Here is a 14969-nt window from a genome sequence, read left to right on the forward strand (position 1 = left end):
GCTTATCATGAGCAAAGAAATTGAAATTGAATGTAAAAATATGGTCACCCGCTGTGATTTCTGCCGCCTTGCCCGGGCTTTTGGCATCGCGGAACATGATTTTAAACAGCAGAAAAACTTTTATTTTGATACGCCTGATTTTGCTTTAAAGCGTAGAAAATCGGCCCTGCGTGTCCGGAAAAAGACAGGACGCTTCCAGCTCACCCTGAAAACGCCGGAAAAAACCGGGCTGCTGGAAACAAGCCAGATGATCGGCGAAAAAGTTTTTCAAAAGCTCAAAAACGAGGGCTGGTTTCCGGAAGGCGAAGTCATGGAAAAATTAATGGAACTGCAGGTGGCACCAAGTAAATTGGTGTATTTTGGAAAGCTTGTAACGAAGCGGGCTGAAATTGCATATGAAGGCGGGCTGCTCGTGTTTGACCATAATTTTTATTTAAACAAGGAAGATTTTGAGATAGAATATGAAGTAAGTGAACTGGAAACAGGCACAAAACAATTTTTAAAATTGCTGGAAACATACGGCATCCCGCACCATCCGGCAAAAAACAAGGTTCTCCGCTTCTATGAGGCAAAAAGGAGCAATGAGAGATGAGTACAATCAGCCAAATCGCGTTTTTGATGGAACTGGAGGCGCTGCAGTCGCTTTCTCCCGGCAGCAATGCTGCTCAAACGGGCAACAGCACCTCTCTTTTTCAGGAGATGCTGTCAAGCTTTATGGAAAATGCAACGGCTTCTGGCGGAAGCGGTAAAGACGCGTCCGGATCGTTATCGGCCCTGGCAGCAGCTTTCAACCTGGCGTTCAATCCATTTTCTTCTTTAACGGGGGAAAATCCGGCGCTTGACGCATTGCCCGCCTCAACGGGATTCGGCACGCTGTCGGGTAAGGAAACGCCAGCTGCGGCGCAGACAGGGACCGCGGCCCTTTCGGCTTCTGCCCAAAGCTCAGCTTCAGAAAGCACGCAGACAACAGCCGCTTCCGTCAGTGGCGGAATCCCGGCGAAAATCAGCCAGGCGATCCAGCAAGCATCCGCAAAATACGGTGTCCCGGAAAAGCTCATTCAAGCTGTCATCAAACAGGAATCCGGTTATCGTCCGGATGCAGTCAGTCCGGCTGGCGCAGCAGGCTTGATGCAGCTGATGCCGGAAACAGCGGCCTCGCTCGGTGTAAGCAATGTACTTGACCCGGAACAAAACGTGGACGCCGGCACAAAGTATTTAAAATCTTTGCTGGGAAAATACGATAACAATGCCCGGCTTGCATTGGCCGCCTATAATGCAGGCCCCGGCAATGTCGACCGGTACGGCGGTATTCCGCCATTCAAAGAAACACAGCAATACGTCTCATCGATTATGAATCATTTGGCATAACGATTGAAACCCGCCGCCCTGTGCGGCATTTTTTTACGGGGAAATTTCTGAAGCTGATGAGGGGCATTGCCCGGTCAAGGCTCCACTTTTTTGTCTTTCACCTGCCTTATGAAGGACATTTCAATGTTTGGCGGCGCATGTTTTGTCCTTCATCGACCCGGTGAAGGACATTACCACGTATACAGCCTTATGATTTGTCTTTCATCAAGCCGATCGCGCAGGTTTTCCAAATGAATATTATAACTAACGCCTGTTTCCACAAGTCTTAGGAAGTTATGAAAGTTTGCCAATAAAGCGGATTGTTTGAGTTATTGCGGCCCCCTTGATAAAATAAAAAACAAATGGCAGATATGTCGACAAAAATTTTAATGAGCAAACCTTTCCGTCGATTTCAAATATACGCAAGATAAAAACGAGATAAAGGAGCAGTTATTCTATGGTGGAAAAGAAAACTGTGCCATATGAGATCATTGGGGGAGAAAAACTTGGCCAGCTTGTTGATGCATTTTACAAGCGGGTCGCTAAACATCCGGATTTAATCCCGATTTTTCCTGATGATTTAACGGAAGTTGCCAGGAAGCAGAAGCAGTTTTTAACGCAGTTTTTGGGCGGCCCCCCGTTGTACACGGAAGAGCACGGGCATCCGATGCTGCGGGCACGGCACCTTCCTCATGAAATCACGCCTAAACGTGCAAAGGCATGGCTGTCCTGCATGAGCGCCGCAATGGACGAAACAGGGATTGACGGCGAATTCCGCGACTTCTTTTTTCAAAGGCTTGTCCTGACCGCACAGCATATGGTCAATACTTCGGATGATGTGCCAGGTGACGCAAATTGAAAAATATGATTGATTTGATGAAACATTCCAGCTGTTTTTCAAAAAAGCCGCTGGAAATCTATGTTTTTATCGATCCGCTTTGCCCGGAATGCTGGGCGCTGGAACCGGTTTTAAAAAAGTTGCGCCTCGAGTACGGCGTCTATTTCCGCCTCCGCCATGTACTGATCGGAAAATTATCCAATCTGAACGACATTCCGAAAAAACGGGAAGCCGTTGCGGATTACTGGGAAAAAACGGCGAGCCGCACTGGCATGTCCTGCGACGGCAGTTTATGGATCGAAAACCCGATTACGTCGCCTTATATCGTGTCGATTGCAATAAAAGCGGCCGAACTGCAAGGAAAAAAACAGGGGTTGCGCTTTTTGCGGAAAGTGCAGGAACTCGTCTTTCTTGAAAAACGAAACATATCGGATATCCAAATTTTAGTGGATTGTGCAAAAGGCGCTTCCCTCGATGTGGACGAATTTTTGCAAGACATCCATTCCGAAAGCGCAGCGAAGGCTTTTCAGTGCGATTTGAAAATTACTTCGGAAATGGAAGTAACTGAAAGCCCGTCGCTTGTTTTCTTTAATGAACATATTGAAGATGAAGGATTAAAAATTTCCGGACTTTATTCCTATGATATTTACGTACAAGTCCTTCAGGAGATGCTGGGCAAAGATCCTTCCCCATTGCCGCTTCCCCCATTGGAGGAATTTCTGAAGTATTTCGGGTTTGTGGCATCAAAGGAAATTGCGGTGGTGTACGATATGCCGGTCCATGAAGCCGAAAAAGAATTGAAAAAGCTCGTTCTTCAGCAAAAGGTTCGGAAAATCGAAGGAAAGCACGGCTCATTCTGGAAATATATCAACTGACCCTTGTCTCTGGCAGGGGATTTTTATATGTAAAAATAGGAAAGAGGCCTTGCGTTTGCAAGGCCTCTTTCAACACGAACAAAGGGGATGGGAGAAATTTTTCACGGTCAAACAAAGGGGTATGTTTGCTTGTGATCAACTTCACATCTATATAATAGCACCCCCCTATACGGAATGCAAGTACTTGTTAAAGTGTTCACATATCTGTCAAATTTAAATTTTGCATACCGCGGCAGCCTGTTCATAAAATAGCACTGAACCTGTATAAACTTGATGAAAGGAGACTGGATATGAAAAAATGCAAACTTACGGCCCTTGCCGCCGGTTTCTTCGCTTTGTTCTGCCTGAATCTGCTCGGGCTGATGAAGCTTCTCCCCCTTTTTCTCACGTCCCCGCTTTTGTTCGCGGCCATCTTCGCGCTGCTTTTGCATGTTAACCGCCGCAACCGTTTTAAAGGATTTAACAACAGGCGCCACTTGTAGTGGCTTAAAAAACAGCGCTGCGGGCCTACATCTATAAAAAGTGTCCCATTTTCATTTATTTCCGGTCCCCTACAGCCATGCGGCGGCGGAAACAGTGCTGCCGCCATTTAATCGACCCATAATCGTAATGGCGCCGCCATTCTTTTATCCAGCAAGCAAATTTTCCATATCCTCACTTTTTCAAAGCACACCATCCGGCGCAGAAACTGTACCGCCACCCGCCTATCATATGAAAGGCAGCCCCGTTCTTAGAATGCCGGCAAATAAATTTTCCATACTCGCCAACTTTTTTCAAAACATACGGCGGAAACAGTGCAAAATTTCCGCTGGCTTCTTTCGAAAAAAGGCCCCATACGTCAAACAGCGGCGGAAAAATTCCGCCGCTGTTTCTTTATCCGAGCAAGTTTTCCATTTCCGTTAATTTTTCTTCAAATACTTTTAACGCATCTTCGACCGGCTGGGGCGACGCCATATCGACGCCTGCTTTTTTCAATACTTCAATCGGATATTCCGAGCTGCCGGCGCTTAAATAGCCGATGTAGCGTTTGACAGCCGGTTCCCCTTCTTCGAGGATTTGTTTGCTTAACGCGGTCGCGGCGCTGAAGCCGGTCGCATACTGATATACATAATAATCGTAATAAAAATGCGGAATGCGTGCCCACTCAAGCCCGATTTCCTGATCGATGGCGATATCCGTGCCAAAGTATTTTTGGTTCAGCTTATAATACTCATCTGTCAAAAGTTCCGCTGTCAGCGCTTCGCCATGTTGCGCTTTTTGATGGATCAGATGCTCAAATTCGGCAAACATCGTCTGGCGGAAGACCGTCCCGCGGAAACCTTCCAGATAATGATTCAATAAGTAAATCCGCTGTTTCTCGTCTTTGATCGTTTTTAACAAATAATCGTTCAACAGCGCCTCATTGCACGTGGAAGCCACTTCCGCCACAAAAATGGAATAATCCCCGTACGGATACGGCTGGTTCTTCCGCGTGTAATAGCTGTGGACGCTGTGGCCGAGCTCATGCGCGAGGGTGAACACATTGTCAATATTGTCCTGCCAGTTCAGCAAAATGTACGGATTGGTCCCGTAAGCGCCCGAAGAATAGGCCCCGCTCCGCTTGCCTTTGTTTTCCACCACGTCAATCCAGCGGTTTTCAAACGCCTGCTGTAAAATGCCCTGGTATTCCCCGCCGAGCGGATGGAGTCCGTCAAGCACGATCTCTTTCGCCTTTTCATATGTCACTTCCATATCGGCGTCCTGGACAAGCGGCGTATACAGATCGTACATATGCACTTCATCAAGCTGCAGCACTTTTTTGCGCAAAGCAACATACCGCTGCAGCAAACCGAGATTTCGGTTCACCGTCTCCACGAGCTGGTCGTACACTTTTTCCGGAATGTGGTTTGCCGCAAGGGCAGCTTCACGCGCCGAATGGTAATGGCGGATTTGCGCTACAACATTGTTCTTTTTCACCTGGCCGCTGAGCGTGCTCGCAAACGTGTTGGTGAATTTTTTGTAGGTCGCGTACAATTTTTGGAATGCCTCTTTGCGCACGCGGCGGTCTTTGCTTTCCAGCAGGCGTGTAAAGCGGCCGTGCGTGATCTGCACTTCATTGCCGTTTTCATCGATTACTGTCGGGAACTCAAGGTCTGCATTGTTGAGCATGCCGAAAGTGGTGCTGGAAGTATTCAGCACTTCCGAAACCTGTGCGAGCAATGCTTCTTCTTCCTTAGATAAAATATGCGGGCGCATTTCATTAATTTCTTCCAATGCATGCCGGTACAGCTGAAGCGGCACATAAGCTTCCAGGAATTGGTTCAGTTTCGCTTCCTCAATCGACAGAATTTCCGGCACCACAAACGCAAACGCGCTCCCAACCTGGGCGGCAAGGCTTTTCGCTTTGCTGTCCATCCCCTGGTAAAAGGCATTCGTTGTGTCCTGGTCATAACGCATATGCGCGTATGTATACAGCTTGCCGAACCTTTCCGTCACTTCATCCTGGAACTTTAGCGCATGATAAAGCTGTTCCGCGCTTTCGCCAAGTTTCCCCTGATAAGAAGCGGCACCGGACAGCTTTTCTTTTACTGCTTCATATTCTTTATTCCAGTCATCGTCACTCGGAAAAATATCCTCAAGCCTCCAAGTTAATTCGTCAGGGACCTCGTTCCGGCTTGGCAACGCGTGTACTTTTTTCCCGTTTTCCATCAATTTTCCTCCATTCTTCTCAAAAAATTCCTTCTTTTTTCATTTTAGCGTAACTCCCCCAATCCCGCTACTGTTCCGCTTTCCCATTTGAAACATCCGCCCGCAATGCTGACGACAGATGGCGCTCCATATGTTCAAGTTCTTCTGTATTTTTTGGCGCAAAAACATTTTTATTCATATGGTAACCTGCTTTTCCTTTTGACCAGAGCCCCAATTGTACGAGCAGCTGCGCATACTCATAAATCATCGCCTTTGCCGCGTTCCTTTCGCGCACATACGGTGATTTTCTGAATTCAATTTCCTTTTTTTCCATCCTCACCGTAAACAGCCGCAGCAGTTCATCCAGTGAAACCGCCGCATTTGTCCGCAATGCGAAAAGGGCATCCAGCCATACATAAAATTGCCACTCGACCGGGTGCTGTTTACAGGCGGCCATGTGCAAAAGCGGCAGGCCGATAAACGGCGGCAGGGACACAGGGTGCATTCCCGCTTCATAAACGTGCCGCAAAAACGGGTCTTGAAAGGCTTTTCCAAACTGGATCTTCAGGCCGATCCAGCGCCGCCTTTCCGCAAACCATTCAGGGAGCGGAACAGGGGCGGAAACAAGTGAAAACTGATCATCTGTAAACGGAAAAGAAAAGGCAGACAACGGCTTTTCCGCGTAACATGCGCGGAATGTTTTGGCAGATACGGGCATCATGTGGGACAAGAGGCAGACCTTTCTTTTGCCGGGAGCGTAGCTGAATAAATAAAAGTGGTGCCGGGTATGGCGCAAAAAAGACAATTGAAAATCACTGCAACGGTACACTCTTTCCGCCTCTTTCCCTGGGGACCGGAAAGGCATGCCGCCCAGTATCCAAACAGGCAAAATGCCGAGGCGCCTGTACCCTGCCGTCCTCTCCATCAGCCGCCCGAACGGGATCGGGGAACACTGGTATTCAATGGCAAAAAGCTGCCGGTATTTGCGCACCACAAGATCCGCCCTTTGCCGGATAGAAGGAAAATATTGTTCGAGGGAAACATCGAGGCCCTGCCCCCTCAACCATAAAAACAGGTCTTTCTTGCCTTGCAAATGCATCGGGCTTTCCGGTTCGGAAAATGTGGCACAAGTGGAATGGCGGTAATGGGAAAAATGGGGGGTGACATGGCTGCCAATTTTTAAAATGAGGGGTTCACGGCAATCCCGGCAGTAAAACGTATGGGAGTTTTTTAACTGCTGGAGATTCAATCTTGTAAAGCGTTCCGTCAGCATGATCAGCTCCCCCCGCTCGTTCAGCGCAGAAAGCAACAGCATCCTCTCCTTTTTTAACGTATCGGGGCCCGTTTTAAACACCATCCCCGCTTTTGTTGGGCCGGCGGCATTCGGCCGTATGCAGTTGCCGGCCTCTCTGCAAGCCCCATATTGGCCGGCCTGCATCTCCGGGCCCTTATGGCAACCGCTGTATAAACGCAATGCACAGCCGTATTGAATACATTCACCGCTCGGGGCGAAAAATCCTGTTTGCCCGGACGGCATTTTTCCGGATAAACAAAAAAATCGATGCGTTTGCGGCACCGATTTTTTATCGATTAAAAGTACGAGTTTAATTTCGCAAATACATTGCTGTTAATGATCAGCTTTCCGTATTCCAGGAGACGGTGGCTTGTGACAGAGGAAAGGTCGGAATACTCCAGCAGCTGGCTTAACTTAAAGTCATTGGCTTCTTCCGTTTCCTCTTCCGGGAAGCGGACATACAGATAATATTTGCCTTCAAAGGCGTACAGCTTCGTGCTGACGTCTTCCATCCGAACGTTTTTGGCCAGCGCCAGCAAATCTTCAAAGTCCTTGAAATACAAGACCTGTTCGAGCGGATCGCCGTCCGTGAAAACCTGCTGCATCGGCGTTTGGAAGTTCTCACTGAAGAATTCTTCAAGCTGGTCGCCGATTGGCAGTTCTTTCAGCTTTTCGTCCGGAATCGGCAGCTCAAAACGCTGTCCGTCTTTCGACAACTGCGCTTTTGTGACAAGCACTTCTAGCCCTTTTTCGAGCGCCTGCACCTGTATCCAAAGCGGGCCTTCCGGGTCAAATACATCGTCATCCGTGTGAATCTCATCCATCATTTCCCAGAACAATTCTTCGCTTCTTTCCCGATCATACCAGATTTCTTCACGATTAAACCCGCGTTTCTCTATATCAACGTACGAAATATAAAACTTCACCGTGTTCTCATTGATTCTTTCGATTTCCATACATCAGCTCTCCCTTCTTGCAGGTGTAGTGAAGGGACATGTTCCCCCATTCAGGTATAGGTAACCTTGTACTTTTATTTTATGATAAAATACTGGCAAATGGAAATAAAAAAACTTTCCTTTTTAAAATTCCACGCCGGCCCATTTCTTAAACATCCGGCAAAAAAAGATCATTTGCATCTTTTTTGTATTGTATCCGATTTGCTGCAGAAATTCAAGACAAAATTTTCTAAATACATATTCATTATTTGACAATTTTATGACAAAAAGGTGAAGAAAACCTCCCGGGCCGGAACCTGGGAGGTGATTTGCCGGTTTAGGATTCGTATGAAAGGCATCCGGCAAAAGAAATGATAAAAGTTGTCAATTCACAAGCCTTTGTGCTTCCCTGAGCTGGAATGTCCGCACTTTCCGCGGCAGGAAGCGGCGGATTTCATCTTCATTATAGCCGACCTGCAGCCGTTTTTCGTCCACGATAATCGGCCGTCTTAATAAACCGGGGTTTTGCTGGATCAAAGTGTATAATTCCTGCAGCGGCAGGGCATCCAGATCAACGTTTAATTTTTGGAATGTTTTCGAACGGGTGGAAATAATTTCGTCCGTCCCGTCTTCCGTCATCCGCAATATCCCTTTAATTTCATCCAGTGAAAGCGGTTCAGAAAAAATGTTGCGTTCTTTATACTCAATATGGTTTTCTTCAAGCCAGTTCCGTGCTTTTCTGCATGATGTGCAACTTGGTGAAGTGTATAATGTGACCATCTAGCATTCACACTCCTAAATTTTTATATTTGGATTCCCATTTGATTCTCACATTAAAATAAGTTTAATCAAACAATCTCTATTATGTATTATACACTATATCCGCGTTATTGAATATATTTTTTTGAAAAATAGTTTGTTGTATTTTTCCCCGGTTTAATAGTCTTCTTTTTCCCCAATTCTCTCTATTTAAACCCTTATTCTTCATTTTTTTATAAAAAAGCGAAAAGAAGAACGCACTTCAACCGGCATGCGTTCTTCTTCCCACTTGAGAATGGTCAGCCATTATAAGCTTTTTTGTACTGCTCGAGTTCCCTTTCCGAACAGTAGACAAAATGGTGCGGCGCCACTTCGCGCATTTTTACTTCTTCGCCTTCCTTATATTGATGGACGGACGGGTCGTAAATTTTCCGTTGCCGTGTCCGTTCATAGTCAGGGTCCGGAAGCGGGATGGCGGATAGCAAGGACTGCGTGTACGGATGAAGCGGATGGTTATACAAATCATCGGCATCGGCCAGTTCCACAAGCTTGCCGAAATACATGACGCCGATCCGGTCGCTGATATATTTCACCATCGACAAATCGTGGGCAATGAACAGATACGTTAAATGATGTTCTTTCTGCAGTTTTTTCAACAGGTTCACAACTTGCGCCTGAATTGAGACGTCCAGCGCTGAAATCGGTTCGTCAGCAATAATAAATTCAGGATCGACCGCAAGTGCCCTGGCGATCCCGATCCGCTGCCGCTGCCCGCCCGAGAATTCGTGCGGATAACGGTTGGCGTGTTCTTTGCTTAAGCCGACCGTTTCCAGCAGTTCATAAACCCGGTGCATCCGTTCTTCATTTGATTTTGCAAGCCCGTGGATATCAATTCCTTCCGCAATGACATCGGCCACTTTCAAGCGCGGATTGAGCGAAGCATACGGATCCTGGAAAATCATTTGCATTTTCCGGCGGAACTGTTTCAGCTCTTTATGGGACATTTTGTCATGGACATTTTTGCCGCCATACAAAACTTCCCCTGCCGTTGCATTGTAAAGGCGGATAATCGTCCGCCCGGTTGTCGATTTGCCGCAGCCGGATTCGCCGACAAGCCCGAGGGTTTCGCCTTTGTAAATATCAAATGTGAGATCATCGACAGCACGGACTTCATTTGCCCTTCCAACATTGAAATATTGTTTTAAATGTTTGACTTCGATCAGTTTTTCTTTCACTGCCATTTTACTTCCCCTCCTCAGCCGGTACCGGGCGCACGTTCCCTTTAAACTTGTACATCCGCTTTTTCACGGCTTCCGGCGGCTCCACTTTTGGGGCGTCCGGATGCAGAAGCCATGTTGCGGCATAATGCGTATCCGACACTTTAAACATCGGCGGCTCCTGCTCCAAATCGATTTTAAGTGCGTACGGATTGCGCGGCGCAAAGGCATCCCCTTTTGGCGGGTTCAATAAATCCGGAGGGGTGCCCGGTATCGCGTACAGTTCTTCATCCTTGACATCGAGGCTCGGCATCGAACTAATCAGCCCCCATGTATACGGATGTTTTGGATTATAAAAAATTTCATCCACTGTTCCGATTTCGACAATTTTCCCGCCGTACATGACGGCAACACGGTCTGCCACATTGGCAACCACGCCCAAATCGTGCGTAATAAAAATAATGGAGGTATCAATTTTGGACTGCAGTTTTTTCATCAGTTCCAGAATTTGCGCCTGAATCGTAACATCAAGCGCCGTTGTCGGTTCATCCGCAATTAAAATTTTCGGGTTGCACGCCAAGGCAATGGCAATGACGACCCTTTGCCGCATCCCGCCGGAAAACTGGTGGGGATACTGTTTGATACGGATCTCCGCATTCGGGATGCCGACCAGTTTTAACAGTTCGATTGCGCGTTTTTTCGCTTCATTTTTATGCATTTTCTGGTGTTTCAAAAGCGGCTCCATAATCTGCTTCCCGATTGTCATGGTCGGATTTAAAGAAGTCATCGGATCCTGGAAAATCATCGAAATCTCTTTCCCGCGGATCGACTGCATCTTTCTTTCTGACGCTTTGGCAATGTCGACGTCGCCGAACAGGATTTGCCCCGACTTGATTTCCGAATTGTTCGGAGGCAACAGCCGCATAATCGATTTCGTCGTCACCGATTTTCCTGAACCGGATTCCCCTACGATGGCCAATGTTTCCCCTTTATATAAATCAAAACTCACACCGCGGATCGCTTTTACTTCACCGGCAAAAGTGTGAAAGGATATATTCAGGTCTTTCACTTGCAAAATCTTTTCCATTCGGCTTCACCTCATTTCTTAATCGCGCATTTTCGGGTCAAATGCATCACGCAAACCGTCTGCCAGCAGGTTGAAGGCGACGAGCAGCAGACAAATAATCGTGCCCGGCACTGCCATCAAATACGGCAGGAACTGGAATGTCTTATAACCGTCTTCAATCAATGTCCCAAGCGATGCAGCCGGGGACTGGAGCCCGATCCCGATGAAACTTAAAAAGGCTTCGAAGAAAATCGCACTTGGAATGGTGAACATTGTATTGATAATAATCACCCCGGTTAAATTCGGGAGCAGATGTTTAAATAAAATCCGCATGTTCGAAGCGCCAAGTGTCTTTGCTGCCAATACGTACTCCATATTTTTCAGCTTTAACACCTGGCCGCGGACGACCCGCGCCATATTCAGCCAGCCGGTGATCACCATGGCAATCGTGATGGAAAGGATCCCCGGTTTGAAAATCAGCAGCATTAAGATAACGACAATCAAGTTCGGGATGCCGGACAAAACTTCAATAATCCGCTGCATCACGTTATCGACCTGCCCGCCTTTATATCCGGATATGAGGCCGTAAGAAACGCCGATGATCATATCGATCAACGCCGCAAGGAAGGCGATATATAAGGAAATTCTCGTCCCCTGCCATGCCCTTGCAAACAAGTCGCGGCCGAGAGCATCCGTGCCGAACCAGTAATACGTTTTAATATGGTTTTGTTCGTACATGTTCACTTTTTGCCCGCCAACCGTCTGGGACCCGTCAAAAATGCCGAGCTTCTCAATCACAGGAATTCTTGGTGGCAAATTTGCCCTTGATGAATTTTGTTCATACGGGCCCGATTTGGAAAGATGCGGCCCGATGATCGCCATCAGAATTAAAATAATGATAATAAACAAACTGACAACTGCGCCTTTGTTTTTGCGGATGCGCATCCATGCATCCTGCATAAAGGACAGTTGCGGTTTGGCAATCAATTCACTTTGGTCGCGATCCGGCGCTGCGGGTTCAAATAATTCTTTCGGCAATGCCTCTATGTTGTTGTTCATGATTTATTCCCCCCGGCCAATCGAATTCTCGGATCAATGATACCGTATAAAATGTCGACAACTAATGTAATCAGGACTAACAGGAATGAAAAAAAGAGGGTTGTCCCCATAATAATCGGGTAATCATTCATTTGAATGGATTTAACAAATTGTTCGCCAATCCCGGGAACAGCAAAAATTTGTTCCACAACCATCGATCCGGTCATCAAGTTAACGGCAAGCGGCCCAAGCACCGTAATAAGCGGAATCAGCGCGTTCCGGATCGCGTGCTTAAAGGCGATTTGCCCGTAAGAATTCCCTTTTGCTCTCGCCAGCGTAATGTAATCGGAACCGAACACTTCAATCAGCTCCGTTCTCATAAACCGTGCAGCTGTTGCAACCGGAAAAATAGCGAGCGCAATGGTGGGCAATATGGAAGAGGCGAACCCATCCCAAGCTGCAACCGGCAGCCATTGCAGTTTCGCGCCTATCACATATTGCAGGACTGCGGCAAATACAAACGAGGGAATGGATATACCGAGGACCGAAAGAAATGTGCTTCCGTAGTCAATCCATGTGTTTTGAAACATTGCCGCCAGTACGCCTAGTAATATGCCAATTAACGTGCCGACAATCATGGCCTGAATCCCTAACTGCAAGGACGGTCCCATCCTTTCCACAATCAGCTGCGTAACCGGCTGGTTGTCAAACTGGAAAGAAACACCGAGATCCCCTTTCAGCAAATTCACCATATAGTTTTTATACTGGACAGGCAAAGATTCATTCAGCCCATATTTCTGGTTCAGGATATGGACCTGTTCCGGTGATAATTTTTGCTGGTTCCGGAACGGGGTCCCCGGCAAAAATTTCATCAGGAAAAACGTAAAAGAAGCAATAATAAATAAGGTAATGCACAAATAAATAATCCTTTGCACAATATACTTCGTCACACGTGACACCTCCCAAAGAAAAGGAATGTTTAAATTTTTCACATAAAAATCCGCTTAACGGTGAAAAGAGAGTATTTCGGAAAGAAAATACTCTCTTTTACCTTTTTAATTGAAGTCATGCAGTTTTCTTACTTTTGCACATATGCATCTTTAAATGTGTAATCCGGCCCGAATATATGGTATTCGATTCCTTTTACATACGGTTTAACAAGGCGTAATGTAGCACGTTGATAAATCGGCCCGATTGCCGCATCGTCCATCAGGATTTTTTCAGCTTGCAGCATGATTTGCCAACGTTTTTCCGGATCATTGCCGTATTTGTTCTTCGCTTCATCAATCAGCTTATCGTATTCTTTATTCGAGTAGCCGGAATTGTTGTTATCCCCGTTTGTGACAAACAAGTCGAGGAATGTCATCGGGTCTTTATAGTCCGGTCCCCATGCTGAAACTTGAATATCGTAGTCCTGGTTAGTATCCAACTGCAGGCGGTTTTTGAATGGTACATTTTTCAATGTCACTTTTAAACCAGGCAAGTTCTTTTCAAGCTGGTTCTGCATGAATTCCAGTGTTGATTTAGCCGTATCGGTATCATCAGATAAAATTTCAAATGACAATGATTTTGTACCTAATTCTTTCAAGCCCTTTTCCCAATATTTCTTTGCCTCTGCAGGATTATACTGGAGGTAAGAACCGGATTCCGTACGGAAATCTTTGCCATTTTTCGGATCTTTTGCAAAGTCTTTTGGTACTAAGCCGTTTGCAGGGAAAGACCCGTTAGATAGCACTGTATTAACAAATGCTTTTCTATCATAAGCCATTGAAAGCGCCATCCGGATATTTTTGTTTGCCAGAGCGGTTTTCTTTCCGTTTCTGACTTCATTGTATTTGAAGTAGAAAACAGTTGATTCCGGAACTGTCACAGCTTCTTTGTTGTTTTTATATTGTTTCGCGTATTCAGCATTCAAAACAGTCCGGTCGATTTTGCCCGTATTGTACAAGTTGACCCCGGTACTTGGCGATTTCACAACCTGGACATTGATCTGTTTCAGTTTCACATGTTTCTTGTCATAGTAATTCGGGTTTTTCACGTATTTCCATGTCAGGCCTGTGCCGTTCCAGTCTTTCAACACGAACGGGCCGTTGAACAACATATTGTCGCTATTTGTCCCGAACTTGCTGCCTTTTGACTCAACAAATTTTTGGTTGAGCGGCAGATACGTGCCGAAAGCCAGCAATGATTTTAAGTAAGGGACCGGTTTTTCAAGCTGGACTTGCAATGTGTGGTCATCAACCGCTTTTACCCCTAAAGTGCTTGGATCTTTTTTGCCGGCAATGATATCTGAGGCGTTTTTAATGACACCTCCGAAAATATAGGCATATTGTGAGCCTGTCTTCGGATTCACGGCCCTTTGCCAGGAGTAAACAAAGTCTTTTGCCGTAACCGGATCGCCGTTGGACCATTTCGCGTCTTCGCGGAGCTTAAACGTATACGTTTTGCCGTCTTTGCTGACTGTCGGTTCTGCTTTCGCAATCCCGAGCTTCAGCTCATCGTTTTTCCCAACGACATAAAGGCCTTCCATTGTATTACCGAAAACGGTAAAGCTTGCCACATCCGTTGCAAGTGTCGGATCCCCTGTCGGAAGTTCAGCCGATTCATCCATATTCAGCACTTGCTTGGTTTTGGATGAGCCGCCGCTTGAGCCTGAACTGCTGTTTTTGCTTCCGCCGCCGCATGCGCCGAGGACGAGCGACAGAGCAAAAGCCAGCATCATAAACACATAAAATTTTGACTTCTTCATCAGCTAACCACCCTTTTTTATTTTTCTGAAAAGCGAGTGACTTTTCGAATTTAATTATACTAACATTTCACTTGCTTGTACATATTTTTTAATCTTTTGTATGTGTCAAGTTTTTCTCGACAAGGTTTAAATATCGGGTATTCCAAGACACTCTTTTTGTACACTTTCGGCTACCGTGCTTCAC

At 46.4% G+C, this 14969-nt stretch carries 14 protein-coding genes; 5 read left to right on the forward strand and 9 right to left on the reverse strand.

The features are described from left to right. The first annotated feature begins 7 nt into the window (after positions 1–7). The 5 genes from IC21_RS14145 (at position 8) to IC21_RS14165 (ending at position 3542) form a co-directional block, all read left to right on the forward strand. Positions 8–592, forward strand: coding sequence for a CYTH domain-containing protein (locus IC21_RS14145; RefSeq protein WP_029141802.1), 585 nt, complete (start codon positions 8–10; stop codon positions 590–592). Further along, positions 589–1368 (forward strand): lytic transglycosylase domain-containing protein, encoded by a 780-nt coding sequence (locus IC21_RS14150; protein ID WP_029141803.1) that lies wholly within the window; start codon positions 589–591, stop codon positions 1366–1368. Before IC21_RS14145 ends, IC21_RS14150 begins: the two co-directional genes overlap by 4 nt. Positions 1369–1804: 436 nt before the next feature. Continuing rightward, complete coding sequence (locus tag IC21_RS14155; protein ID WP_029141804.1) at positions 1805–2206, forward strand: globin domain-containing protein; 402 nt, start codon at positions 1805–1807, stop codon at positions 2204–2206. Then, complete coding sequence (locus tag IC21_RS14160) at positions 2203–3060, forward strand: ClpXP adapter SpxH family protein (RefSeq protein ID WP_029141805.1); 858 nt, start codon at positions 2203–2205, stop codon at positions 3058–3060. The genes IC21_RS14155 and IC21_RS14160 overlap by 4 nt, the downstream gene beginning before the upstream one ends. Before the next feature lie 290 nt (positions 3061–3350). Next, positions 3351–3542, forward strand: a complete 192-nt coding sequence (locus IC21_RS14165) for a hypothetical protein (RefSeq protein ID WP_017553961.1) — start codon at positions 3351–3353, stop codon at positions 3540–3542. A 391-nt stretch (positions 3543–3933) separates the two neighbouring features. Here IC21_RS14165 and pepF read toward each other — a convergent pair whose 3' ends face one another. The 9 genes from pepF to IC21_RS14215 form a co-directional block, all read right to left on the reverse strand. Next, complete coding sequence (gene pepF / locus IC21_RS14170; RefSeq protein ID WP_029141806.1) at positions 3934–5748, reverse strand: oligoendopeptidase F; 1815 nt, start codon at positions 5746–5748, stop codon at positions 3934–3936. A gap of 67 nt (positions 5749–5815) precedes the next feature. Next, entirely contained in the window at positions 5816–7084 is a 1269-nt protein-coding gene (locus IC21_RS14175; protein ID WP_234969469.1) for a competence protein CoiA, read from the reverse strand. Between the two features lie 233 nt (positions 7085–7317). Then, the gene (gene mecA / locus IC21_RS14180; protein WP_029141808.1) at positions 7318–7977 is read right to left on the reverse strand and encodes an adaptor protein MecA; all 660 of its coding nucleotides are present in this window, start codon (positions 7975–7977) and stop codon (positions 7318–7320) included. A 363-nt stretch (positions 7978–8340) separates the two neighbouring features. Beyond that, positions 8341–8736: a transcriptional regulator SpxA gene (spxA, locus tag IC21_RS14190; protein ID WP_013858789.1), complete on the reverse strand. Its 396-nt coding sequence runs from the start codon at positions 8734–8736 to the stop codon at positions 8341–8343. Positions 8737–9014: 278 nt separating this feature from the next. Further along, entirely contained in the window at positions 9015–9956 is a 942-nt protein-coding gene (locus IC21_RS14195; protein ID WP_029141810.1) for an ABC transporter ATP-binding protein, read from the reverse strand. A 1-nt stretch (position 9957) separates the two neighbouring features. Continuing rightward, positions 9958–11019: an ABC transporter ATP-binding protein gene (locus IC21_RS14200; RefSeq protein ID WP_029141811.1), complete on the reverse strand. Its 1062-nt coding sequence runs from the start codon at positions 11017–11019 to the stop codon at positions 9958–9960. An 18-nt stretch (positions 11020–11037) separates the two neighbouring features. Then, positions 11038–12057 carry an oligopeptide ABC transporter permease gene (gene opp3C, locus IC21_RS14205; protein ID WP_029141812.1) on the reverse strand — a complete coding sequence of 340 codons (1020 nt, stop codon included), beginning with the start codon at positions 12055–12057 and terminating at the stop codon, positions 11038–11040. Continuing rightward, the gene (gene opp3b / locus IC21_RS14210) at positions 12054–12986 is read right to left on the reverse strand and encodes an oligopeptide ABC transporter permease (protein WP_029141813.1); all 933 of its coding nucleotides are present in this window, start codon (positions 12984–12986) and stop codon (positions 12054–12056) included. The genes opp3C and opp3b overlap by 4 nt, the downstream gene beginning before the upstream one ends. Before the next feature lie 128 nt (positions 12987–13114). After that, entirely contained in the window at positions 13115–14785 is a 1671-nt protein-coding gene (locus IC21_RS14215) for a peptide ABC transporter substrate-binding protein (RefSeq protein WP_029141814.1), read from the reverse strand. Positions 14786–14969: the final 184 nt, after the last annotated feature.

The organism is Heyndrickxia coagulans DSM 1 = ATCC 7050, from assembly GCF_000290615.1.
Classification (GTDB): Bacteria; Bacillota; Bacilli; order Bacillales; family Bacillaceae_C; genus Weizmannia; species Weizmannia coagulans.

Bases quoted from the DNA above. Each gene is read 5' to 3' on its own strand.
- IC21_RS14155 (WP_029141804.1), top strand. From the start codon at position 1,805: ATGGTGGAAAAGAAAACTGTGCCATATGAGATCATTGGGGGAGAAAAA.
- IC21_RS14150 (WP_029141803.1), top strand. From the start codon at position 589: ATGAGTACAATCAGCCAAATCGCGTTTTTGATGGAACTGGAGGCGCTG.
- spxA (WP_013858789.1), bottom strand. From the start codon at position 8,736: ATGGTCACATTATACACTTCACCAAGTTGCACATCATGCAGAAAAGCA.
- IC21_RS14195 (WP_029141810.1), bottom strand. From the start codon at position 9,956: ATGGCAGTGAAAGAAAAACTGATCGAAGTCAAACATTTAAAACAATAT.
- IC21_RS14145 (WP_029141802.1), top strand. From the start codon at position 8: ATGAGCAAAGAAATTGAAATTGAATGTAAAAATATGGTCACCCGCTGT.
- pepF (WP_029141806.1), bottom strand. From the start codon at position 5,748: ATGGAAAACGGGAAAAAAGTACACGCGTTGCCAAGCCGGAACGAGGTC.
- IC21_RS14215 (WP_029141814.1), bottom strand. From the start codon at position 14,785: ATGAAGAAGTCAAAATTTTATGTGTTTATGATGCTGGCTTTTGCTCTG.
- IC21_RS14200 (WP_029141811.1), bottom strand. From the start codon at position 11,019: ATGGAAAAGATTTTGCAAGTGAAAGACCTGAATATATCCTTTCACACT.
- mecA (WP_029141808.1), bottom strand. From the start codon at position 7,977: ATGGAAATCGAAAGAATCAATGAGAACACGGTGAAGTTTTATATTTCG.
- IC21_RS14175 (WP_234969469.1), bottom strand. From the start codon at position 7,084: ATGGTGTTTAAAACGGGCCCCGATACGTTAAAAAAGGAGAGGATGCTG.
- opp3C (WP_029141812.1), bottom strand. From the start codon at position 12,057: ATGAACAACAACATAGAGGCATTGCCGAAAGAATTATTTGAACCCGCA.
- IC21_RS14165 (WP_017553961.1), top strand. From the start codon at position 3,351: ATGAAAAAATGCAAACTTACGGCCCTTGCCGCCGGTTTCTTCGCTTTG.